General features: G+C 51.8%; 20 protein-coding genes. 5 read left to right on the top strand and 15 right to left on the bottom strand.

Features of this window, described 5'->3' with window-relative positions:
* The first annotated feature begins 48 nt into the window (after positions 1-48).
* Positions 49-3273, top strand: coding sequence for a glycoside hydrolase family 9 protein (locus B9Y58_RS10920; protein ID WP_083532302.1), 3225 nt, complete (start codon positions 49-51; stop codon positions 3271-3273).
* 131 nt (positions 3274-3404) lie between these two features.
* Positions 3405-4034: a bifunctional 4-hydroxy-2-oxoglutarate aldolase/2-dehydro-3-deoxy-phosphogluconate aldolase gene (locus B9Y58_RS10915; protein WP_073056335.1), complete on the top strand. Its 630-nt coding sequence runs from the start codon at positions 3405-3407 to the stop codon at positions 4032-4034.
* Between the two features lie 108 nt (positions 4035-4142).
* Here the strand turns inward: B9Y58_RS10915 and B9Y58_RS10910 are convergent, their stop codons facing one another.
* Both B9Y58_RS10910 and B9Y58_RS10905 read right to left on the bottom strand, forming a co-directional pair.
* Complete coding sequence (locus B9Y58_RS10910; protein WP_073056336.1) at positions 4143-5006, bottom strand: GGDEF domain-containing response regulator; 864 nt, start codon at positions 5004-5006, stop codon at positions 4143-4145.
* A gap of 79 nt (positions 5007-5085) precedes the next feature.
* Positions 5086-5922 (bottom strand): menaquinone biosynthetic enzyme MqnA/MqnD family protein, encoded by an 837-nt coding sequence (locus tag B9Y58_RS10905; RefSeq protein WP_073056337.1) that lies wholly within the window; start codon positions 5920-5922, stop codon positions 5086-5088.
* 86 nt (positions 5923-6008) lie between these two features.
* Between B9Y58_RS10905 and B9Y58_RS10900 the strand changes: the two genes are divergently transcribed.
* Together B9Y58_RS10900 and B9Y58_RS10895 are read left to right on the top strand one after the other, a co-directional pair.
* Positions 6009-6299 (top strand): hypothetical protein, encoded by a 291-nt coding sequence (locus B9Y58_RS10900; protein WP_073056338.1) that lies wholly within the window; start codon positions 6009-6011, stop codon positions 6297-6299.
* Between the two features lie 35 nt (positions 6300-6334).
* Positions 6335-7408: a glycoside hydrolase family 5 protein gene (locus B9Y58_RS10895; RefSeq protein WP_073056340.1), complete on the top strand. Its 1074-nt coding sequence runs from the start codon at positions 6335-6337 to the stop codon at positions 7406-7408.
* Between the two features lie 174 nt (positions 7409-7582).
* On the opposite strand, the gene B9Y58_RS10890 is transcribed toward B9Y58_RS10895, so the two are convergent.
* From B9Y58_RS10890 to lptC, 8 genes are all read right to left on the bottom strand, one after another.
* On the bottom strand, positions 7583-8053 hold the full coding sequence (locus B9Y58_RS10890) for a TraR/DksA family transcriptional regulator (RefSeq protein ID WP_072798329.1): 471 nt from the start codon (positions 8051-8053) through the stop codon (positions 7583-7585).
* A gap of 84 nt (positions 8054-8137) precedes the next feature.
* Positions 8138-9055: an MlaD family protein gene (locus B9Y58_RS10885; RefSeq protein WP_073056342.1), complete on the bottom strand. Its 918-nt coding sequence runs from the start codon at positions 9053-9055 to the stop codon at positions 8138-8140.
* Positions 9048-10079, bottom strand: coding sequence for an HPr(Ser) kinase/phosphatase (hprK, locus tag B9Y58_RS10880; protein ID WP_073056343.1), 1032 nt, complete (start codon positions 10077-10079; stop codon positions 9048-9050). The genes B9Y58_RS10885 and hprK overlap by 8 nt, the downstream gene beginning before the upstream one ends.
* 12 nt (positions 10080-10091) lie before the next feature.
* Positions 10092-10409 (bottom strand): ribosome hibernation-promoting factor, HPF/YfiA family, encoded by a 318-nt coding sequence (hpf, locus tag B9Y58_RS10875; RefSeq protein ID WP_072798321.1) that lies wholly within the window; start codon positions 10407-10409, stop codon positions 10092-10094.
* A gap of 177 nt (positions 10410-10586) precedes the next feature.
* A complete protein-coding gene (rpoN, locus tag B9Y58_RS10870) occupies positions 10587-12212 on the bottom strand; it encodes an RNA polymerase factor sigma-54 (RefSeq protein ID WP_073056346.1) in 1626 nt (541 codons plus the stop codon).
* Between the two features lie 8 nt (positions 12213-12220).
* Positions 12221-12958: an LPS export ABC transporter ATP-binding protein gene (lptB, locus tag B9Y58_RS10865; protein WP_073056348.1), complete on the bottom strand. Its 738-nt coding sequence runs from the start codon at positions 12956-12958 to the stop codon at positions 12221-12223.
* An 18-nt stretch (positions 12959-12976) separates the two neighbouring features.
* A complete protein-coding gene (locus B9Y58_RS10860; RefSeq protein ID WP_233247941.1) occupies positions 12977-14365 on the bottom strand; it encodes an LptA/OstA family protein in 1389 nt (462 codons plus the stop codon).
* Entirely contained in the window at positions 14365-15225 is an 861-nt protein-coding gene (lptC, locus tag B9Y58_RS10855) for an LPS export ABC transporter periplasmic protein LptC (RefSeq protein WP_233247940.1), read from the bottom strand. Before lptC ends, B9Y58_RS10860 begins: the two co-directional genes overlap by 1 nt.
* Positions 15226-15264: 39 nt before the next feature.
* On the opposite strand from lptC, the gene B9Y58_RS10850 reads away from it, so the two are divergent.
* The gene (locus B9Y58_RS10850) at positions 15265-17310 is read left to right on the top strand and encodes an LTA synthase family protein (protein ID WP_073056352.1); all 2046 of its coding nucleotides are present in this window, start codon (positions 15265-15267) and stop codon (positions 17308-17310) included.
* Here B9Y58_RS10850 and B9Y58_RS10845 read toward each other — a convergent pair whose 3' ends face one another.
* The 5 genes from B9Y58_RS10845 to B9Y58_RS10825 all read right to left on the bottom strand — a co-directional run bounded on the left by B9Y58_RS10845 (position 17311) and on the right by B9Y58_RS10825 (position 24051).
* A complete protein-coding gene (locus B9Y58_RS10845; RefSeq protein WP_073056354.1) occupies positions 17311-19953 on the bottom strand; it encodes an efflux RND transporter permease subunit in 2643 nt (880 codons plus the stop codon).
* 21 nt (positions 19954-19974) lie between these two features.
* On the bottom strand, positions 19975-20703 hold the full coding sequence (locus B9Y58_RS10840) for a phosphocholine cytidylyltransferase family protein (RefSeq protein WP_073056356.1): 729 nt from the start codon (positions 20701-20703) through the stop codon (positions 19975-19977).
* A complete protein-coding gene (locus B9Y58_RS10835) occupies positions 20700-21734 on the bottom strand; it encodes a pyridoxal phosphate-dependent aminotransferase (RefSeq protein WP_073056358.1) in 1035 nt (344 codons plus the stop codon). The genes B9Y58_RS10840 and B9Y58_RS10835 overlap by 4 nt, the downstream gene beginning before the upstream one ends.
* 62 nt (positions 21735-21796) lie before the next feature.
* On the bottom strand, positions 21797-22606 hold the full coding sequence (locus B9Y58_RS10830; RefSeq protein WP_073056360.1) for a LicD family protein: 810 nt from the start codon (positions 22604-22606) through the stop codon (positions 21797-21799).
* Positions 22603-24051, bottom strand: coding sequence for an oligosaccharide flippase family protein (locus B9Y58_RS10825; protein WP_073056362.1), 1449 nt, complete (start codon positions 24049-24051; stop codon positions 22603-22605). The genes B9Y58_RS10830 and B9Y58_RS10825 overlap by 4 nt, the downstream gene beginning before the upstream one ends.
* Between the last annotated feature and the right edge of the window lie 85 nt (positions 24052-24136).

Below are 24136 nucleotides of genomic sequence, written 5' to 3'. Positions count from 1 at the left end.
AAAAAAAACGAGAGATGCTATATTTCTTCCATATAACCGGAGAATGATATGCATCTTAAAAATTCAACAGGGGTTATAGCCTCTACCTTGGCCGCTCTTTCTGCAACCGCAGCAATAGCCGCTACCACGCCATACGACCTGATTCGCCCGACCTGGCCCTTGAGCTGGGACGCGAAAGTGTTCGAGAATTTTGATACGACGGTCACCAAGAAGATTGGCGTTCTGAATATTCCCGCAACACCCGCAAGCTTTAAGGCGGGGGCGATGATGCCCGACACCCTAGACCAGGCCTACCTTGACGCCATCAACACCAAGATTTCGCCGATCCGCGTGAACCAGGCGGGCTACCTCAAGAGCGACACGGAACGCCAGTTCTACTTTGTGGGCACCAAGGCCTCGGAATTCGAAGTCGTGGATGCAGACGGCAAGTCGCTCAGCACCAAGATAACTGGAACGTTCACCGCAACCGAAACGGCCACCAAGAGCGACTGGACCATTATTGCTGGTACAAATGCCGCTACAAACGACCAACAACGTTACAAGGTCGAAATCACCGGACCTGAAGGCAATATCTTTGTCGGCAAAATCCCGCAGAACGTACCTACCGAAAAGCGCCTGCGCATCAAGGTCGGTGACGAAATCTCTAGCACCTTCATTGTGAGCGACGACGTTTACACCATGGTAAAAGACGCCTCCCTGAAGTTCTTTGGCATCCAGCGCAGCGGTAATTCCGAATCGTGGTTCCACGGCCCGAGCCATACCAAAGACGGCGGCGGCAAGGTGGTTGTTATTGAAAGCTACAAGTCCGTGGCTGCTGAAGGCTATACATCGAAAGAAGGCGCCTTGCAGGGCGGCTGGTACGACGCAGGAGACCACCTGAAGGAATCCCAAACGCAAGCCTTCGCCTTTGCAGCACTCGCCGTGATGCATGCCACGAACCCCGCCAAGGACGTAGACCACTACGCTTACAACCAAGGTGAATTTGTAAAGACCGACGACGTGCCCGATGTTCTGCGTGAAGCCAAACACGGTGCCGACTTTTTCTTGAAAGCGTACGAATTCGCCAAGGGCGTCGTTGACGATATGCCTGTTTCTGTGGGCAACTTCGGCAGTGATCACGGCTGGTGGGGGCGCCCGGAAGTTCAAGACTATGTAACCGTTACCGGCCGCGGAGGTTCTGCCGAACGCGATGTACGCCTCGGTGAACTCGGTTCCAACATCTCGGGTGAAATTGCCGCGGGCCTTGCAATTCTTTCCAAGGACTACGCCAAATACGACAAGAAGTTTGCAGACAGTTGCTTGGTGGTAGCTGAAAAGATGTACGACTTCGCCAAGGCTCTTGCTCAAGGCAAAGACAAATACGACGGCGACAAGCCCTTTGTCAATAATAAACGGGCTGCAGGTTGGGGTTCGCCTGCCTATCAGGGCAACAACGAATTTACCGACGACTTGGCACTCGCTTCGGTGGCGCTCCTTTATGCTACAGGCAAGAAGGATTACGCCGACGATATGATCCGCGTTAAGGACTTGTTTCCAAAGCAATCAATCCGAGATACAATTTGCGCAGGCTGTTTTGCAGGCGGTTGGTTTGCGGCCGATGCGAGCGGCATGCTCAAAAACGGAAAGAACACCAGCTGGGCTAACGCCCATAGTTTCGCGCTGTACGCTTTGTACAAGTTGATTCTTGCCGACAAGACCAAGGCGACATCTGAATACGGTCTTACCGAAGAAGAGCGCCTTGCCGCTATCGAAGATTGCCTTGCCGACATGATTGCCAACCTTGGCGATGTAAGCGGCACAGGGACCGGTTCCATCGTTCTTCCCAAAGGAGACATCGGCTGGAAACAAAACACCGTCAGCTACGATCCCATCTGGTACACTATGTTGACTGATCAGGCATGGATTTTCAATGGTTATCAAGCCGGCAACATCTTTGAAGTATTGGCATACGCCGACGTGGCCGCCGATATCGAAAAGCAGGGCGTCACGCTCCCGGCCATGGCAAGCACAGGCCTTAAAGCAAGCGAAATGCGCCAGCTCGGTATCAATCAGTTGAACTACCTATTCGGCATAAACCCGTGGGACATCTCGTTTGTGTATGGCGTAGGCGACAAGAACGACGCACACCCCTTCCACAGGGCTGCAAACCCCGAAGGCAAGAATATGCCGGGCCTCGCTTATAAATACAACGCCCCTGTCGGAGCCCTGGTAGGCTGGCAAGACCCCGCCACAACTTCAATGAATCCTGACAGATTGAGCTGGGAAAACTTCTATATCTCCGAGGTGACGCTCAACGCAGCAACACTTTTGACATCTGCCCTCACCCTCGTGAGTAACGGCGGTAGCGACTACTACGAAAAGAAGTGCGATAACTGCGATACCACGGAAGCCTCGCCCTTCTCCAACGAAGTTTATGCAGCGGCATATCACTATACGTGGACAGACATGGACATGTTCAATATTCAAATCTTCAATGAAACCATGAAAGACGTCGACAGCGTTGTTGCCTATGTCTATTTCGATGCAACTGAAGAAGACATTGACGCCTGTGGAGCCATCTTTGACGAAGACCTTTGCCAAGCATACGATATTGCCGGTTTCAACAAGCCCTGCGATAACGACAGTGAAATCAGGAACTATATGAGATCTAACCGCCCAGTAAAAGTCGAAGACACCTATAACAAGGACAAAAAGACCTACACCTGGGCACAGGCAATCAGTGTCGGAACCATCGGTTTTGGCCGCAAGCTTCGTTTTGATATAAGCATTTCTTCTGGGACCAAGGTCGATGGCAAATGCGAAACGCTTCGCACGCCGGCCAAGGTCAAGGTCACTGACAGTTGGAGCTTTACCGCGCACTCCGAATCCAAGGATGCTCCCGCCTACGACGGCGCTCCTGACTGGGACAAGGATCAGGGCGATATTCAGCAGGCACCTCAAGATCCGTACATCGTCATTCGCAGCAAGGGCAAGCTCCTGTGGGGTTACGGTCCGGGCAACACCACCAGCGACCGCGTAGGCTTTGTGAAGCCTGTTGAAATTGCGAAAGCCCGCATGCAGGTTGCCAAGAACAAGCTCTATGTGCTAGCAAGTGCACAGGGCTCCAAGACCGTGAAGATCTTTGACATGCTCGGCAACCAGCTGATGGCCCAGGACTTCTACGGAACCCGCACCGAAGTGAACCTCGCAAAACTTCCGCACCGCGGCGCCCTGATTGCAAGAGTCGTGCAAAACGGCAAGACGCTTGCAACCCAAAGCATCAAGGTGAAATAATTCGGAGTTCGGAACTAAAAGAATCAGCGCCCGAAAGGGCGCTTTTCTTTTACATTTTTTTTACAGTCTACTTCCTACTGTCTACTGCCTACTGTCTACTTCCTAGCGTCTACTTTTACTATACTATAAGCATGGAACTGCTAGAATTTTTAAAACCGATGCCGGTCGTGGGCATTCTCCGCGACATTCCCCAAGGCGCCGAAGAAGCATGCGTCAAAACCGCCGTTGAATGCGGACTCAAGGCGATCGAAGTCACCATGAACACCGCAAGCGCCGAATCGATTATTGCAGCCCTCAAGGCCGCGGCAAAGCCTCACGGCATTGCCGTAGGTGCAGGCACAGTCCGCCACGGCAGCGACCTTGAAAAAGCAATTGGTGCAGGCGCCGAATTTATCGTGACGCCCAATACGCGCAACGAAATCATCCGCCTGTCTGCCACGGCTCGCATCCCGATTATTCCGGGCGCGCTGACACCCACCGAAGTGCAAAAGGCATTCGACCTGGGCGCCACCGCCGTAAAGATTTTCCCGGTGAACTGCGTGGGCGGGCCCGAATACATCAAGGCCTTGCGCGGGCCGTTCCGCGACATTCCGCTCATGGCATGCGGCGGCGTGAACCCGGAGAACGCCGCAAGCTACTTGAAGGCCGGCGCAAACCTGCTTTCGTTCGGGGCAAGCATTTACGATCCGAAGCTTATGAACGAGAACAAGTGGGACGAAATAGAAAAGCGGCTCGCACAATTGCTTAAAGCAATCAAGTAAAAAGACACTTGTCATGCCCGCCTCCGAGCGGGCATCTCCTTTTTATAAAATCAAGTTGTTTAAGTAGAAATGGAGATCCCCGCCTTCGCGGGGAAGACATAAAAGGCGCTATTTTTTGCGCATTTCCTGCTTCATCTTGTACATGGAAACGTCGGCGCTGTGCAGCATGTCGTCGACTTCCTTGTAGTCTTCGCTGGAATGGGCAACGCCGTAAGCGAAGGACGCCTGCTTATCGACAATCTTGATTTCGGAAACAATCTTCTCCATGCGCTCCGCACAAACGAAGGCACCCTTTACATCTGTTTCGGGGCAAATGACCATGAATTCGTCGCCGCCCATTCTAAAGAGTTGGTCAGTTTCACGCAAGATATCCTTGATTGATGTCGAGACAGAGCGCAACAGCAAGTCGCCCGCCTGATGCCCATAGCGGTCGTTCGTTTCCTTCAGGCCATTCAAGTCAAAATAAATAATGGCGAACTGGGTTCCGTAACGCTTGGAACGCGAGAACCATTCGCGCAGCGAGAACATACCATGACGGCGGTTAAAGCAACCCGTCATGTCGTCGGTCAAAGAAATATCGCGGAGGTTGCGGAGCGATCGGGCCAAGCGAATATGCACATTCACGCGGGCAAGCAGGATTTCGGCAATGGCACTCTTGCTCACAAAGTCCGACGCGCCCGCCTGGAAGCCCTTAGTCACGCTGTCGGAATCTTCGCGGTTCGTCAGGAATATCACCGGAAGGTCATCGAGAGCATGGCGCTGGCGAATACGCAAGCATACATCAAAACCATTCATGTTCGGCATGTTGATATCCAGCAACACCAAATCCACCTGGTTTTCTGCCAAGAAATCCAGAGCGTCTTTTCCGGAACTGCAGCATTCAACACTATAACCGACACGAGCCAAAAGGTCCTTGGTTTTCTCCAAGATTTCGGCGTTATCGTCCACAATAAGGATTTTTTCTTCAACCATAGACCAACCTCACCTGTTAAAGGGCGATGTCTTTAAAATAACTTTGTTTTAAGGCTATGTCTATTTATTTTTTACTTTTTTATACTTCTTGCGAGGGAAACGCCAAAAACTCTAAATTCGGGGCAGTTTCAATTAGGCCCAGAGCCGCCGCATGTTCAAAAAACAAGGCCAGCGAACGCTTGCGTTCATCGGTAAAACGGTAGTCGATCGCCGAGTAATAGTTTTCGACTATGGAACGCGGCAAGTCCACCGGGTAGCGAGCCAACCATTTATCTAGAGCCGCCATCGGATTTTCGCGGAAACGTTCAACACTTTCGCGAGTGGCCTGCAGATAGCGAAATAAACTTTGTTCTAAATCCGGTTTAAGCGCACTCTTGGCCACAATCCACGCCCCAAAGACAAAGGGGACCTTCTGCCAGTCCTGCCACAAGGCTCCCAAATCGTAATCGAAAGCAAAACGGTGACGTTCGTTTTCTTCGAGCGCCTGGTCGCCAATCAAAAGGCATGCGTCATCGATCGGTTCGTAAGCTCCCGATTTATACACCGGTTCAAGGCCGAATCGCTCATGCAGCAGAATCTTCAACAAGTTAATAGATGTCATACTCTGTGCCGTAAGGCACACCGTCTTGTGTGACAAATCTTCAATAGGCACCTTGGAGAAAAGCTTTACCGAGCGGACCTCGAACGAACACGAGGTACAAATATCAGGAGCAAGCACAAAGGCTCCCGGCTTTTGCGCAAAAGTGATGGAAGACGCCGGAGACAGATGGATCGAACCGTCCTTGAGACCCGCACAATGCGCACTCGGAGGGCCATCCACAAATTCTACATCGCTAAATTCGGACTCTCGCCCAAGGAAGTCATGAAAAAACGGCGCACAGACCAAAAAAGGAATTCGTCCAACTCGTAAAGTCATGTAAAAAAGTTAATTTTTCGCCACGACCTGCAACAGGGTCAAAAAATAAAATAACCAAAGAATAACCGAAAAATGGCTAAGGTATAATGGCTGTATTTCATGTAAAGAAGACATCGCTCGGCGACGACCAGACGTCTCTGGTGTTCAAGGGCAAGATTGTTGAAGGCCCAATTAGCAAGGGCATGACTGTGGAAATCCCCGTCACACAAGAGGCGGTGGTAAGAATGAAGATTTTTGATGTCGTCCTGTTCGAAAAGCAGAAGGACGAATCGAAGAAGATCGGCCTGGTTGTTGATTTCAAGGATCTTCCGGATGACATGGAAGTGATCATGAGCTTGAACATCGCCGAAGAAGACCTGACAATTGTTAACGAGTAAGGCAATTCAGCCTTTTCGCACACAGGGATGATACAATGATCAATGAAAGACTGCGGGGAGTGAATTTGGGTGGATGGTTCAGTCAGGTAGACTGCATCCAGGAAAAAGATCCCGTAGGGTTTCCCGGGATCATTGAACACATCAAGACATTCCTTGGGGACAGCGATTTCAAGCGCATCCGCGGTGCGGGGTTCAACCACGTGCGCCTGCCGGTGGACTACTTCAACTTGTTCGACGAAGGAACGATCAAGCCTAAAGAAGAAGTTTTCGCTCTGCTGGACAAGGCCATCAAGGACATTCTGGCAAATGACCTGTACGTGATTCTTGACCTGCACAAGTGCCCAGGCCACGACTTTCACCTCGGCTCTTACCAGGAGCAGCCATTCTTTGTAAGTGCCGATGCCCGCAAGGATACCGCCAAGGTCTGGTCGTTTATGGCCGAACGTTACAGCGGCGAGTCCCGCGTGATGATGGAGCTCCTGAACGAGCCCGCTGCGGCCGACTCCCTGGTTTGGGACAAAGTAAAAGACGAAATTTTCTGGGCAATCCGCAAGCACGCTCCCAAGAACACGATCGTGGTCGGCAGCAACAAGTGGAACAGCGCCCACGAATTCAAGTACCTGACCCCGATGGACGACGACAACGCCATCTACAGCTTTCATACCTACACCCCGGTGACATTCACGCACCAGGGGGCTGCCTGGATCAACGACCCGTTCTTCAAAATTGAACGCCCGTGGCCAGGCGACTACGCCGCTCCCGAGGCCGGTGCTACCACCCGCCTCAACGTGGAATTCGGCAAGTGGGACAAGGCTCGCCTGCAAGAAAGCATCCAGAACGCACTCGACTTCCGCGCAAAGTACGACCTGCCCGTCGCCTGCAACGAATTCGGCGTCTACGTGCAAGTCGCCCGCCAGTACCAGCTCGCCTGGATGCGCGACTTCATGGAAATACTCCGCGATGCAGACGTGGGCTACAGCTACTGGAACTACAAGAACCTGGACTTCGGCATTGTGTCGAAGGGCGAATCGCTGCACCAGAACTTAAAGCAGTACGACAACGCCGACCGCCTCGACAGTGAACTCATGGAACTGCTCGCCAAGGGGTAGTGAGCGCGCCTAGCTCTGAGGTGTGAGCACGGCACTAACGTGCCTCTGAGAAAAAATTGCCTGGCAAACGCCAGGCTTTTCTTATAAAAAAGCCCCTGTTCGGGGCTTTGAAATTTTCATGTACACCTCGTTACTCAAAGCTCATTGCCCAGAGCACCGCAGGTGCGACCTCTATTACTTGCCGGCGGCGCGCTTCTGCATTTCGCGGCGCTGGGCTTCGGCAAGCATACGCGCCATTTCAAGACGACTGTCTTCCTTTTCCTTGCGCTTGGTCTCTTCCTTGCAGTTCACGCACTTGGTGGCCGTAGGTACGGCAATCAGGCGAGCCTTCGGAATGAGTTCGCCACACACCTTGCAGATACCGAAGGTTCCCTTCTTGATGCGTTTTAATGCCTCTTCAAGGTACACCAGATACTTGCCTTCGCGGGCAGCCAAGGAGAAGTTCGTTTCCAGGGCGTTATAGTCGGTTGCAAGGTCGGCACTGTTGGATTCGCCACCTTCGCCTGCCTGCGCCTGATTCTTGAACGTTTCGGTCTTGTCAAAGTCGGTCTGCGCCGTTACAATCTGCCTACGTTTTTCAATCAACATATCCTCAAAAAACTTGAGGTCAGCATCGCTCATTTTTACAGGTTTCTTTTCAGCCATGGTTTTCTCCTTGGTTGCGATTAAACTCGTTTGTACCAATAATGTGATAAATAACTTTTTTTTTAGAAAAGGGGTAAACTTTTTTTAAAAAATATCAACATTAATGTCTAAGCCGCTCTTTTTGATGTCCGAAAGCAAGGCATCCACATCTTTAAGCAGCCTGTCCAGTCCCGTGTTCAAGGGCGAAGCCTGGTCAATAACCAACCCCGCCGTGTTGTCTCCCTCCAGCAGTTTACTCAAAACCGTATTGGACTGGTCCTTCAGCTTCTTAACAGTTTCCAGCAGTTCGCGGGTGCGGACCATCAGGGCATTGAGTTCCTTGATTTTGGATTCACCGGTATTGGCAATAGACTCCAAGACCCCTTGCGCATTCCCCAAGCTGCTGTCGCATTTATCCAGAAGGGCGTCTACCTCGGCTTTCCAAGCATTCACGTTCACCTTGGTCTTACGGACCACGGTGTTTGCCTTCTTGGAAACTCGATCCAACTGCGCACCGGCCTGACCGTTCGAAAGGGAATCCATGACCGAGCGGGCAGAATCCCTCAGTTCACCCAAATCGGCCAAAATGGCTCCAACCTTCTTGCCAAAACCGGCCATGCCCTGGTCGAAGCGTCCGATCAGCGTATCGCCATCATGGACTAGCTCCTGGGAATCGCCCGTCAAAATGCAAATTTCACGCTCGCCCATCAGGCCCGCCGTAATCAAACGGAATTCCGAGTTCCTCGGAACTTTCGTTTCGGCAAGGACCCGGACCGTCACGTAGACAGCATCGTCGGTAAGTTCCACCTTGGTAATTTCGCCGCGCTTAATGCCACGCACCTTGACCAGATTACCCGGAGAAAGGGTACCCACGGCATCGAAGGAAAGTACAAAAGAATAACGGGCGTGATACGGACTGGACGGGTGTAAAAAGAACCACGCCGCCGTGCATGACGTCACGAGAATGACGAACACGACAAACGGCATAAGGTTCTCTTTAATGCGTTTTGTGACCCTATTCATAGTAAGACCAATTTTGATTGTCGAAATCTAATAAATCATCGACATACTCACCCTTGGCCTTGGCCTTAATCTTTTGCATTAAGGACTCATTGAAGTCCTGAGCCACGTTTTGACCGCTATATTTCATCAAAGTATTCATGGCAATGACCTCGGAAATCACGGTCAGGTTCTTACCGGGAGCCACAGGAATGACGACTTTGGGGATTTTTATACCCATCACCTCTTCTTCGAGCTCATTCAAACCCGTGCGATCGTAACCACCGTCGCGGTGCCACTGTTGCAGTTCCACGATGGTTTCGATCTTTTTCACCTTACGAATGGCGTGGATACCGAACATGGCGCGGATATCAAGGATACCCACCCCGCGGATTTCCATGTGGTGTTTGATCAGCGGATCCGGACGCCCGATAATGGAACGACCCACGTTACTGATATGGACCACGTCATCGGCCACCATACGGTGTCCGCTTTCTACAAGGTCAAGCACACATTCGGACTTACCCACGTTGCTGTCGCCCACATAGAGCATACCCACACCATAAACGTCCACAAGGCTGCCATGGATAATGGCATGCGGCGCAAAGAACTCTTCCAAGATACGCTGGGCGATCTTGTTGAATTCATAGGTATGGAGCGTCGTCGAGAACAGCGGGATGTTCAAGCGGTCGCACATGGCCTTGAGTTCGGGGTGCGGCATCTGCGAATGCGTCACCACCCACATGGGTGCCTTGAATACAGATAAATTCTCAAAAATTTTTGCGCGGCCTTCGGGGCCAATCGATTCCAGATAGTTCCATTCCGTGTGGCCTACCACCTGGATCTGCTGGGAACTATAAACCTTGGTGTAGCCCGCCATGGCAAGGCCCGGTCTGTGAATACCACTTTCGGCAATGGGCGCGTCGAGGCTTGATTCGTGGGAATGACAAGCCATTTGCAAGTCTTTGCCGTAACGCAAAAAAAAGTCCCGCACCAAGAGACGTTCTCGGTGCAGGATCTTGATGTCTTTTAATCTTGACTCAGCCACGATATCATCCGGTTATACAACTTCAGACATAGGCTGGGCACGGTGATCGTTCTGCTTATCGTTTGCCTTCTTGAGCTGCACCTTGATGCGTTCAAGGGTTACATCCACAGCCTTGCCCATGTTTTCTTCGTCGGCGGAGGCCACTACTTGAGAACCGGTAATATTAACAGTAATTTCGCAATGACGCTGATGTTCCACTTCGTGGTCAAGGATAACGGAGGCACTGGTGATATTCGGGTAGAATCGAGCTAATTTATCCATTTCTTCTTGAATACGATCCTGAAGTCCGGCAGAAGCATTAAAGTGACGAGCAGAGAACTGAATATCCATAATATTAACCTCCTTAAAAAGGGTTTTCGTATGTATTGCGGAGCTTTTTTGCTCCACGTCTAGAGTATATACATCTTTTTTTGTTCAAAAACAAAGGGTTTTTCAAAAATTTTCAAAAAAAGTTATTCCAAATTGGAATATTTAGTACAAAAGCGACCTTTTTAGGCAAAAAAAGGCCTAAATGAGCTTTTTGCGCTTGCTGGCGGGCAATAAATGCAGCTCTTCTTCGCGGTATTTTGCCACCGTACGGCGGGCCACCTTGATTCCCTGTTCCATCAGTTTGTCTGCAATGGCCTGGTCCGAAAGGGGCTTCTTCTTGTCCTCTTCGTCCACGAGTTTCTTGATGGCATCAAGGATTGTTGCCGAGCTGAGTTCGGCTGCATCCGGAGAGGAATCTTGCTTGACTCCCGAAGTAAAGAACTGCTTGAGTTCGAAAATGCCGTAAGGCGTATCGACATACTTGCCGTTGACCGAGCGGTTCACGGTACTCACGTCGCGCTTGATGTCGTCGGCAATGTCCTGCTGCACCATGGGCTTGAGGAACGCAGGCCCCTTGGTAAAGAAGTCCTTCTGGCGCTTGAAAATCGCACGCATCACGAGTTCCATAGTCGTGTAGCGGTTATCGAGCGCCTTGATAAATTCCACCGCCTTAAAGAGGTGCGTACGTACGTAATCCTTGTCGGACTTAGAGGCACCCTTGTCGTCGAGAATCGCCTTGTAGGTCTGATTCACACGCAGACGCTTTTGCATCGAGGAACGTACGGATTCGACTTCCATGTGGCCATGCTTATCGACCACCTTGAGGTCGGCGGCAATCGTCTGCACGCGCGAATTGGAAAGCTGGAAACCCGGATGCGGATTCAACTTCGCAAAACTTGCCACGGCACGCTGCACGTCTTCGGTCGAAACGCCCAAGGCCTTGCCAATTTTCGCATAACGTAAAGCAAGCAGGTCATCGTAGCATTTTTCAAGGATCTTGATACCGAGCGGCGGGAAACTCGGGAGAGCGTACGCCTGGATCAAAAAACATTCGCGCTGGTTGCGGGCGCCGATTCCGCGCGGATTAAAACCCTGCAGCACATGCACCGCTTCACGCACCGGCAAGGAACATTCTTCTAGCGGAACTTCGTTGCGGAGCATAGACTCAATTTCATTGATATAGGGATCTTCGGACAGGCGCAAGGGTGTCTCGTCGAGAGTCGCCTCTTGCAAGAAGCCGTTTTCGTCCAGCGAATCAATCAGGTATTCCACCAAGGAACGGAACTTCTTTTCGGAACAATTGCTCCGGGCAAGTTGTTCCAGCTGTTCACGGGAGCCCGACCAAAGCAACAGCTGGTCACGCAGCTTGTCCTGCAAGCTCTTGCCGTGATCTTTAATGGGGCGATCCCATTCGTCATCGGAATCGTTACCTACATTCAAGTCCTTGAAAGGGGCATCCTCGTTCATGGAGCCGTCTTTCAAGTACTGTTCGTAATTGATATCGTTGCTGCCGTCCAAAAGGCTGCTGTCGCCCATGGCGCTGTCTTCGAGGCTGGAGTAGTCGCCCGAATCGTAATCGTCAAGATCATCCTTGACTTCGCGCAGTTCCGCGCCCGAATCCGGAAGTTCGTCTTCGTGGACTTCGCGCTCTTCCATTGGAGCGGCGTCATCGAGTTCCAGCAGAGGATTGCTTTCCAGTTCTTCTTTGATGGCAGTATCGAGTTCCAAGGAATTTTTCTGCAAAATGGTTACAAACTGCCTAAGCTGGGGCGAGAGATTCTGCTCCAGTCGTTGATTTGTACCTATTTGCAGTCCGATATCCACAAAGCCCCCTAACCTAAGCTAAAGCTATCACCTAAGTAAATGCGGCGGGCTTCGGGATCGTTGGCGAGGTATTCCGAAGAACCTTCGGTCAGCACCTGGCTCTTGTACATAATGTAGGCGCGGTCCGTAATCGAAAGGGTTTCACGCACGTTATGGTCCGTAATCAAGATTCCCATGCCGCGGTCCTTGAGTCCCGAAATAATGGACTGGATGTCGGCCACCGCAATGGGGTCGATGCCTGCGAAAGGTTCGTCCAGCAAAAGGAAAGACGGATCGCTTGCGAGGGCGCGTGCAATTTCCAAGCGGCGGCGTTCGCCACCCGAGCAGCTCATGGACTTGGTTTTGCGGATGTGCGTAATCTTAAATTCTTCAAGCAATTCTTCGAGGCGGCGCTTGCGTTCGGAACGTTTCATGTTCTGCGTTTCGAGAATTGCCATAATGTTGTCTTCGACACTGAGCTTGCGGAAGATTGAAGCTTCTTGCGGCAAGTAACCGATGCCAAGGCGTGCGCGCTTGTACATGGGCTTGTCCGTCATCTCGATGTCATCGAGAAAAATGTGCCCCGATTCCGGGCGCACCATACCCACGATCATGTAGAACGAAGTCGTCTTGCCAGCACCGTTAGGGCCGAGTAGTCCGACAATTTCGCCTTGGGACACGCGAATAGACACGTCGCTCACCACCTGGCGACCGCCATAGACCTTTCTCAGGTGTTCCGTGCGTATGGTACTCACTAAATTTTTCATAGATCTTCCAAACCCAATTTACAAATCTTTCGGCGGGACGACAGCCTTTTCACGCATTTTCCGCATCATTTCTAATTTGGATTTCACCGTTTTCGCATCTTTATTATCGCTTGATTCTTTCTTTTTGTCAAGCTCTTTTTCAGACGCCTTGGCCGTCTCGGCCTCTCTCTTGAGTCGCTCCGTCTTTTCCATGTCGATATAGCGACCGCTTGCCATGGCAGCAGCCCCTAAAAGTTTCAAGGACTTCACCGCATTCTTCTGGGCATCGAACAAGATATGAATCGTATCACCAGTCGCCTCGTTCTTGCCCGAAACGGAACGATCCTTTTTCACGTAGAAATAGGTGCTCTGAGCCTTGCCCGAAACCACGGCCCTGTCCATTTTGCCTTGGTTAAAGTAGAGGTCCAAGCGGTCACCATCCATTAGGTTGCGGTAATCCTTGAGGTCGGTTTCGTAAAAGAATCCCTTGGCATTCAGGTTCACGTACAGGCGCTCAATTTTTTCGTTGCTGAATTCGGCATAAAGCGTATCGCCAAAGGCTTCGGTCACGCTCCCTGGAGCGTTTTTCTTGGGTTCTTCTTGCTGGACACCGTGGGCATTGCGAATCACGAGTGCCGATTCAAGCGACTTTCCGGCAGAATCGAGCACCAAGAAAATCGAGTCGCCCGTCAGGTGGTAGTTTTTCATGTCGCAGGTCGGGTGCCCCTTCATGCTAAGCCAGTTATTCTTGTGGTCAAAAAAGCCCGTATCGCAAGTGACCACCATGTCATTTTGAGTGAGGCGCACATTCGTCATCGAAAGCCAGTCATTTTTGCGGTCAAAAAATCCCGTGTCTCCGGTAATGACCATGTCGTTCTGAGTAATGCGCACATCACCATAAGCCTCCGCAAAAGCGTTCCCCTTGTTATAGACGATGCGCTTTGCAGACACCGTAACCGTATCCGTCTTGCCGTCTTTCTTTTTTTCGTACTGATAAAGCTTGGGCTTTTGCGGCATCGTAAGAATTTCTTTTTCGCGGTCGTATTCCAGGTATTCGCCAGTAAACAAGTAGGAGTTTGCCGAGTCGCCCGCATGCACATCGCCCGAGGCCGTCGCTATAGAATTCTTTTTCTGGTAGTTTCCATTTTGCGCCTGGATATAGCCCGAGGGATGGGTAAAAAGAAAACCGCCGCTGCACTGCACACTTTCGGCATCCTTATGCCAGAAGGCTCGCTGGGTGCGGAACTGGATGCTGTCGTGAACGAAGTGGACTCGCCCTTGCAGCAAGAGCGTTCCGCGCTTGCGGGCGACAGCAAGGCTGTCGGCATGTTTCATGATCAAGGGCGAGGACTGAGCGACGGCACTAGTCGCAAGGAGCGCAACCAGGAGCAACGGCAAAAGCCACATTTTGGAGTGCGACGAATTCATTATTCGTCCCTCTGCCTTGCTTTAGCGCGATTTCCCTTGTTTTTGATTCTCGACAGGAATCCTCTTTCTACTTTAGATGGAGAGTGGCTTTCTGCCGCAGCGGAATCGTTCGTTGATTTTGCAGCAGGCGTTGCGACCGTCGTTGCGGCTGTTGTTGCAGCGGAAACTGCAGTATTCGCGCCCTTCTGCGTACTTACAGCAACCGAAGACGAACTGGGTTGCACCCCCGCTACCGAAGACGTCGGAGTCGCTGCAGCCTGGGCGCTATCGCGAGATTCAATTTCTTTCGCCTGGGACTTGTCTTCTTCTTTAAGGCGGCGGGCGGCATCCTGGAAAATTCCTGTAACGCTAGAAAGAATTCGCCAGTTGTCCATATGGGCGTCGCTTTCGAAGCCACGGCCTTGCAATACGTCGCCTTCTTCGCTCACCACGCGTACATAGCTTTCCGTTTTGACTAGGTTATCCTTCTTGTTCCAAATCAAGGAGTCCGAACGCACCGACGCGCCCTTGGGCGTAAGGGCGTAAACATGGCCATAGGCATACACGTAGGTGAACTTCAAATCCATGCGGCCGGAATCGGCGCGCAAGAAGGCAGTGCGTTCTCCAAGGGAATCATAAATATCAACCAGCACCGGGCGCACAAATACGACTTCCTTGTCGCTCCAGCGTTCCAAATAGGCCGTCTTGAGTTTCCAGGCCAGCACACCCTTGTCGTAACTATCCATGAGGGTGGTGTCAGTAAAAAGCATTTCGGGGCGCTCTACCTGCAGCCAGGGCTTTTCTTCTTCAATTTCTTCGCAAGCGGTCACAATGAGACCGGTCAGCAATAAAGGTATCAACGCCCACTTTTGAAGAATCATAGGCCAAATATACATAATTTGATTTTCTATTTTAAACACATGAAACTTACTATTCTCGGCTTTTTGAAGAAAGTGGCGGCAAGCGTTGCCCCCTTCCAGAAACTGGTGCTGATTTCACTTGCGGCGTGGGTCACTCATATTATCTTGCGCGTGCTGCTTTTATTCCGCAGCAACCCCTACGGATTCCCGTTTGTCTCTAAGCCGGACTGGTTCATTTTCCACGCCGTGTGCATCGATTTCATGTGGATTGTGAACGCCCTCGTGGTGTTCCTGATTCTGGGCGGAATCGCCATCCGCATCGCTAGCGGCTCTAATGCAATCGGGACAGGGAACGCCGCCGCCCGCAGGGTCGCAGTAGTCACAAAAGTCACGACCATTCTCTACGCCGTCTTCCATACCGCAATATTGCTATTGACGCTTCTGGACAACGAGACGCAGCGATTCCTGGGCGGTCACCTGACCTTCGGGCTTGTCGACACCTACAAGGACACGTCCTCTATCATCGTGTTCTACGACTACGTGGCAAACGATCTTTCTGTACCGTACTTGCAGTTCGTCGTTCTTGCGCTCATGCTCCCGCTGACTTACAGCGTTTACAAATTGCTTTGCAAGTGGTACCGTCCCAGCGACAGATTCTACGTCAAGAAATCCGTCATCGCGATGATCATCTTCTACATCGCATCGTACTCGTTCGTTTACTTTATCTGGACCGGCAACGCCCGCATGACAAAGCTCCGTCCGGTCGTATCCCTGATTTACAACGACCTGTTCGTGGCAAAGAAGGCAAGTGGCCTTACGGAAGCCGACCTGGGCACGTACCGCACTGCATACCAGAACCTGTGGCAGAAAATCGAGGGCGATTCCGACTGGACCTTTACGGACAGCGACGCGGGCAACCACCTGCCGCTCTATCGCGAACCGACGCAGGCCCTACTCCAAAGCGAAAAACTCAAGGCCCAGCGCGAAATGCAGCCGAATTTTATATTGGTGCTCATGGAATCGCAGCGTGGCCGCAACACGGGCTACATGAACCCGCAAATCCAGCCCTCGCCCACGCCGTTCATGGATTCGCTCGCGGCACATTCCCACGTGTGGATGCGCATGCATACGAGCGGCGTGCCCACTACCGGCGGCGTACTTTCGACCCACATCGGCATTCCGCACCATTCCAGGCTCGCGCAGGCGACCGACCTTGCCCACGTAACGCTCCCAAGCTTTGTGCAGGTACTGACCGAAAACGGCTACAGCACGCATTACTTGTCCGCCGCCGACCCCGCCTGGGACAACCTGGGCGTTTGGATGTCCAAGTGGTACACGCAGCAGCATTACAACCGCGAACGCGAAGACGATTCCACCTTCATCGACAATGCGATTGAATACGTGCGCGATACGCTCTCCAAGGAAGGCAAGCCCTTCCTCGCTACGCTCATGACGCGCTCGAACCACTACCCGTTCAACTTTGCCGCGGGCATGACCGACGAAGAAAAGAGCCGCCCGCTGCAGGAGCGCATCAACGTGACCATGGGCTATGCCGACAGACAAATCGCCCGCTTTATTCGCGCTGTCGAAAACGAGGAATGGTACAAGAACACCTACGTGATTATCATGGCGGACCACGGATTCCCCCTGGGTGAAAACGGTGTTTCTACCATGAACGGTGGCGGTTTCTCGAACGTGAGCTGGATTCCGTTCTTTATTCACGGGAAGGGGCTCGATGCCGTTCGTGACACGACTCCTGCCGCTCAGATTGACATCGCGCCCACGGTGCTTGAACTTGCGGGATTTGCCGTACCGAATATCTTTATGGGGCATAACTTGCTGCGCGAACATATGGCCGATTCCGTGCCGGAACCGCTCGCAGGCCTTTCCCTCGGCGCATACTCGGGTTATGCCGCCATCGGGCTCGACGGTTACCGATTTATCGCGAAGTACCCCGCCCAGGACGAGACGCACCTCTTTGCCGACAGCGACACCCGCCAGGAAAACGAACTCACCGGCAAACTGCAAAATGAAGAAGGCCGCTTGTCAGCGACCCTCGATACATTGCTCAAAATTTCGGATTACTCGCTCGAACGCGGGCTGTAGTTATTTCTTCTTGAGCCAGGTGCCGCACAGATACATCGTAAATATCAAGCTCGTAATGAGGAACATTGCGATGCTGATGCATGCGAGGTCGCCGATGCCCTTCAGGCCGCGGTGAGTGGTGAACAGGAACCCGACAAAGCCCGCGATGGTCGTGGTGGAACTTGCCATCACGTTACGGCCGGTAGTATCCATCAGCTGACGGAGCGTCAGGTTCTTGTCACTCATCCACGAGGTAATCATGTGAATCGTGGAGTCGATTCCGATACCGAGTGCCATCGGGATTACAATCACGTTGTAGATGCTGATCTTGCCGAATTCAAACATGTCGGTGAGGAACCCGAGAAGTCCGAGGGTGAGGAGTGTTCCCATGCCAAAGGAAATGCAGCCTGCCAAGAAGAGTTTCGGCTTGCGGAACGAAATCACGAGCGTACCGAAAATCACGAGAATAATCACCAGCGCAAGCCTGAAGCTATCCTTCTTCACGGAGTCGATCACGTCGGAAAGAATGAACTGCGAGGAGAACGTGCGCAGGTCTTCGCCGTCAAAGTTCCAATGGCCGTAGCGTTCCTGGAATCGGTGCAACGCGTGGGCATCCCAGCTCGGGAAGTCACCGTAGATAAAGCCAATCTTACCGTAGCTTCCGTCTTTTTCGCGTAGCAAGTCCAAAGTCCAGCTCGGGACATCTTCGGCGGTAAAGGTTTTCTCTACAGAGGATAGCTTGCGCAGGTTCGCAATATTCACGGAATCTTCGCCCTCGGCACGATCAAACACGCGGGCCTCTACAAGGTCGCGGATTTCTTCGATGATTTCGAGGCGGGCTTCCTGGGAATCTTTTGGCGGAACGAAACTCTTGAGGGTGAGGAAACTTCCGAGGGTTGAATCGTGTTCCACGTGCAGGCGCACCATCAATGTATCGTAGAGTTTGTCGAGCTGTTCGGGCTTAGAACCCATCACGGCTGCCGGTGTCGACGTTACCGCCTTACCTGTAGCACGCGTCACCTTCGTAGAAATCTTGTTCTTCGAGGCCGATACGTTCGTCGAGACGCGACGCAGGTTACGGAGGTTGTGTTCGAAGTCCACATCTTGTGCAAACCAAATGGAAACTGCACCAAGCGCAAAGCTCGCAAAGGCTACATACTTGAAGAACTTGAGGATTTTCGCCTCGTCCCAGGACTTGGGCAACAGGGAATTTTCCGGAGCCTTCGGGATACCACCCATGCACTTGATAAAGACGGGGAGCACAAGCACAGAGGTAAGCATGCTGAAGAATACGCCTACGGAGGCCACCACGCCGAACTCATAGAACCCACGGAAGTGCGCTGCGAGAAGAGTCAAGAAAGCAGCAATCGTCGTGAAGCTTGCGAGCAAGAAGGGCTTGAGCATCTTCCTCTGGGCGTGTTCCAGCACTTCTTCAAGGGTGGCGTATTTGTGCAAAAGTTTCTGCGATGTTCCCAAGATGTGAATCGAGTAGTCGATACCGATGCCCAGAATGATGGAAGCGACAAACACCGTGAACGGGTTCAGCTTTCCGTAGAACAGGGCCGTAAACGCAAGCGTCGGGAGGCAGGCGTACAGCACCGAAGCTGTCACCAGAATCGGGCCCTTTACGCTCCTGAAGAAGAAAATCGTGAGGAAGATGATGAGCACGAGGCTGATGCCGAAGGAGAAGACAGAATCGTTGGCCACTTCGTCCACTTCCTTGAGGCCCTCGTAGGTGCCTTCCACCGTAAAGCGGGTGGGCACCGGGTACGTCTTGCTGCTGAAATAGGCAAGCAAGGAATCGGTGCGGGCCAAAATATGCGTCACGAATTCGTAGTCGGTAGAGGGCTTGATGAGCTTCGCGTTCACCACGCCATTGTAGAGTATCTTTCCGGTGCTATCCGGGCGCGGAGAACCGATCAGGCGGTTCTTGAGTTCAGAAGGAATCGTCGACTTGGAATCCCATTCCACTTCTTCATTTGAGGCGGCCTTCGCATCGATTGTATCGCCCTTGGATTTCTTGAAGAATGCGTCAAAGGCACTCACCGCTTCGTCAGGGAGACCCAATTCCTGCGGCAGGTTCTCGTCAAACCACACGCGTTTCTTTTTCGCGGGAGCATTTTCTGCAGGCGCGGCGCTGTCAACCCCTGCGCTTGTCGAATCAGTCGAGGCGTCGCCCAGCAAGTCGACAACGAGCGGGCCGTTCTTGCGGCCAATTTCAAGCTGCAAATCCTCAAGGTTGTCGCGAATGTTTTCCAGGTGCTTCACCGGCAGGTAAAGCAGCGCATTGTCCTTGAAGAACTGGTTGTCGTTATCGACCTGTGTAGAAACGAAATCTCCCTGCCAGTTCTTGTGGATGTAATCGGCAATGGAATCCTGCAGGGCCACTACCAGGTTCACGTCCTCGCTCTGGATGGCAATCATGAACTTGTCGGTGGAACCGAAACGCTGGTACGATTCCTCGAGGGCCTTCACGCTCGGGGTGCCCTCGGGCAGCAAGTGCGAAAGGTCAGCATCTAGCTTAAGGCCCGGCTTAAACAAGATGGGAATGGCAAAAAGCACCGCAAGAATCAGGTAAAAGGCAAGAGCCTTGTACTGGTGCCTGCAAATTAAAGGGATATACCAATTCGAGAATCTTTCAGGTAACGACTTCTTTGTTGCCATAATACTTATTGCCATACCTTGCTAGTCCAGCGGAATCGTGGACTTTGCGTTTTCAAAATCTTCTACCGTATCGAGTTCGCAGGAGAAATAGTCCGAAGCATCCCACACGGTGTAAGTGTGGCCCTGCGGAATCAGGCGTTCAAAGGCGAGTTCGTAGAACGTATTTTCCAGGTGTTCCACATTCATCATCTTTTCGAGTTCGGCATAGAGGGCGGTAGAATAGGCCGCACCGATCTTCTCGATACCGAGGCTTTCGCCTGCGGCAGCCTTCGGGGAACACGTCTTGCTGATTTCAGAAATGTTTCCGTCGGCACCGAGCACCACCTTCATCTCTTCTTCGCCGAGTTCGTGGCGGATGAGCGTAAGCACGTTCGCCGCCTTGGACGCGAGCACGTTCTTTACAATCTGCGGGTCGTAAAGCAGGTCGCTATCGAGCAGCAGGAATTCCTTACCGGCAACCGCCTGGCCTGCAAGCCACAGCGAATAGATGTTGTTCGTGGAATCGTAAAGTGCATTGTGAATGAAGGTCACGCGAATGGAATCGCCGTAATGGCTTTTCACGAAATCTTCAATCATGTGGTTCAGATAACCCGTCACAATCACGAAATTGCGAACGCCAGACGCCACGATTGCATCCATGGAGCGTTCCAAGAGGGAACGGCCCTTCACGTCCAAAAGGCACTTGGGCGTGTTATCGGTGAGCGGGCGCAAACGCTTCGCCATTCCTGCAGCAAGAATTACGGCAATCATACGGCAGCACAACGCTTGATGGTGTCAACCACAACCTGAATCTGTTCCTTACGGCCAAGCGTAATGCGCAGGCAGTCTTCCAGGCCCTTGTCGCTCATGAACTTGATCTTGTAATCCTGCTCAGCCATCGCCTTCTGCAAGGCTTCCTTGATGCGGGTCGGGTACTTGATCAAGATGAAGTTGGCCACACTCTTGTAAACCTTGAATCCCGGCAGGTTGCCAAGTTCCTTCTTGAACAGCTGGCGGTCCCATTCCATTTCGTCGGCGACCTTGCGGTAGTGATCTTCGCTTTCGATGGCGGCCATGGCTACCGCTTCGCTAAAGCGGTTGTAGCCCAGGTACTTGTTGGCGTAGCTCAGGAACGATTCGTGCCCCTTGCCCATGAAGCCAAAGCCCATGCGCAGTCCCGGAAGCCCGAAGAACTTGGAAAGCGTGCGGGAAATAATCAGGTTCGAATACTTGTTCACGAGCGGAGCGATGTAGGCCGTATCGGTCGTGATAAAGGAAGCGTAAGCCTCGTCAATCAGCACCATCGTATCGTTCGGGATATTTTCCATGATGCGGCCGATTTCTTCGGGCGTAAGGCAGTTGCCTGTCGGGTTGTTCGGCGAGGCGAGCAAGAGCATGCGCGGGTGAATCTTGTTGGTGAGCGCAATGACCTCGTCCACGTCGTAAGCGAAGGTATCTTCCTTTTCGTGCAGCGGGTACATCTCGAAGGAACCGCCACATTCGCCGGCAATGCGGTTGTAATACCACCAAGAAAATTCCGGAATCATGATGGTCTTGTTGTCGCCCTTCATGAGGTAGTAATGGACAGCGTTCTTCAAAATGTCTTCGCCACCGTAACCCAGCAGCACCTGTTCTTCGGGAACATTGTAGATTTCGCTGAGCTTTACCGAGAAGATACTCTTTTTGCCCTCGTCATAGATGCGGGTGTAGAAGCAGAGCAGTTCAGGGTCAAAGTTCTTGACGGCATCAAGCACCTTCTGCGAAGGCTTGAAGTTGAATTCATTTCTGTCCAAGTAGTTCATAATTTACCTTTTAACGGGGTTGCGCCCCGATTTCAAAATTCTTTTTAAATATACGTTTTTCCTTATTTCCACCACACATCAAGGCCATGATTATAGCGCTTTTCTTCGGGCGGAAGCTGCATGTAGTCGCGGTAGAAGAGCGACAGGTAGTAATCGTAATTCTTGTAGCCGCTAAATTTGCGGGTTTCGAACGGATAGTCAACCGTTTCCGCAATCTTTTCCATATCTAGAATGCGGTCGGTTTTAGTGTCGAAGAAAAGCGTTGCCACATGGCCCGAATGGTTTGTCGGATAACGGCGAATCACGCGCTCCACATAGCGACAGAAGCGCTTTTTGCCCACAATGCAGGCAACCGCATAGAAGAAACGCTTGTACAAAAGCGTCCAGGCGTCGTAACCCTTCGACTTAAAATCCGTTGTAATGGCAAGCGTAATCACGCGCAAAAAGCTGCAATACAGCACGAACGCCTTTTCCCAGAAATGTGATTTCGGAAGACCGTCGAGCGGGAAAATATCGACCCAGATTCCCATCTCGCCCTTGTGGCGTTCCATCTTGACCGTAGTGCGATTGTCGTAGGCCTTTGCAAACGGATAGAAGTAGCCGTCGCAGGTATCGTCCACGAGCGTAAGCCATTCCTTGTGGCCCGCCGCATCCTTGTCTTTCAAGATGGCGATGAGTTTTTCGTAATCCTCGCGCAACATGCAAATGTCGATATCGTCATCCCAGGGAATATAGCCCTTATGGCGCACAGCTCCAAGAAGTGTACCATAGGCAAGGCTATACTTCAGGTTGTTTTCCTTGCAAATGCGGTCAATCTCGTCCAAAACAGACATCTGGATTTCGCGACATTCTTGTTGTTCAATCTTTTTCATTTCAAACTTCCCGATGAAATTGCATTACGATCCTTGTCCATCTTTTTCTTGACCACAAGGCCATAAGCGCCAAGAGCCAAAAGAATCAACACGTAAACACCCGCCTTTTGGGGCATAGACAAGACAATCACCTGCGTATTGATGGCGATATAGAAACCGACCAAGAAAAGAATCCAAAGTGCCTGAGACAAGAGTCGCAAGGAATAAGGTTGCAAACCCATCTTGAAAAGATAAACATTATTGCAAATAATCGCCACCAAGTTGTAGCAGAGCATCGAAAGGGCTGCTCCCACAAGGCCGTAAGTCGGAATCAGCAAATAGCCCGACAGGAGTGCCACGCCAAGCGAAATGATATCCATAATCAAGGAATACAGACTCTTGCCCATGCCATTCAACACCACGAGGGACATACCGCCAAAACCGGCCACCAGGTGAACCAGCAACAGGATTCCCAAGGTTTCGGGCTGCACGATAAAGTCTTTGCCCGCAATACCCAGAATCAAGTCCGGGAACAGCACAATAAAGAAACCGATCAAGAGCTGAATAAAGGTGACCATGAAAACGCAGTAGCTGTAGACCGGCTTGAGGTCGGTCTTGAGGCGTTCCTTGTTCATGCCCGCCACCACCGGTGTAAGAATCGGCGTGAACCCGACGCGAATGGTCTGGAGCGCATTGGAAATGGTGACCATGATGCCGTAAGCGCCCGCCTTTTCGGGTCCCAAGAACAGCATGACCATCCAGAGGCTCGAACGGATCAGGAACGACGATACGAATTCATCGACCCCCAGCGGGAGCGAGTAGCGCAATAGCACCCAAGATACAGTCTTGTGGGGGCGCAATGGCATTTCGGGAAACTGCCTGCGGACCAGCGCAAAATGCACGACAAAGCCCACCACCTGGCCCACCAAGAGACCCAGCGGAAGAGCGTGGGGGATTCCCACAAAATGAAGTGCTATCGAAGTCGCGGGCGCTAGAGTCACCGTCAAAAACGAATTCACGAACACGGCGTTTTGCGGGCGGCGATTTCCTTCGGAGGCGGTGCTAAAGACGTAAGTGCCCACATAGAACAAAAGCGACAGCGCATACCACGGAAGTTCCTTGGAAATGTAAGGCGTAAAGGACCCTACGAAAATCACCGCGGTACAAAGGATCGCAATGGCCGCCGAAATCCAGAAGGATTCCATAATGCCGTCGTAACGGGGGCGATTTTGCAAGTTGTTCTGCGGCAAATACCAGTACAGGCCCTTATCGAGTCCGAGCGTTGCCGAGTGCGCAATGGTCAAAAGAAGCGTCTGTGCCGAAACAAAGATTCCAAATTCGGCGGCACCAAAAATACGTGCCATCACAAACGTCAGAAGCGGGCCGCAAACCTTGAGGATTGTTCCCACAATGTTTACGATCATCGCCTTTTTCAAGAACTTACTGTCTGTTTCCAGATTTCCCATAATCGCTTGCAATATAGAAAAATACACCCCGCACCAAAATTACATTGGGGCAGGGAGCTTTAAGTAATCGACGATTAGTCGATTT

Origin of the sequence: Fibrobacter sp. UWB15, from assembly GCF_900177705.1 — a bacterium.
Taxonomy (GTDB): domain Bacteria; phylum Fibrobacterota; class Fibrobacteria; order Fibrobacterales; family Fibrobacteraceae; genus Fibrobacter.
Note: the sequence above shows the minus strand (reverse complement) of the source record. Positions and strands in the feature narration are given on the sequence as shown.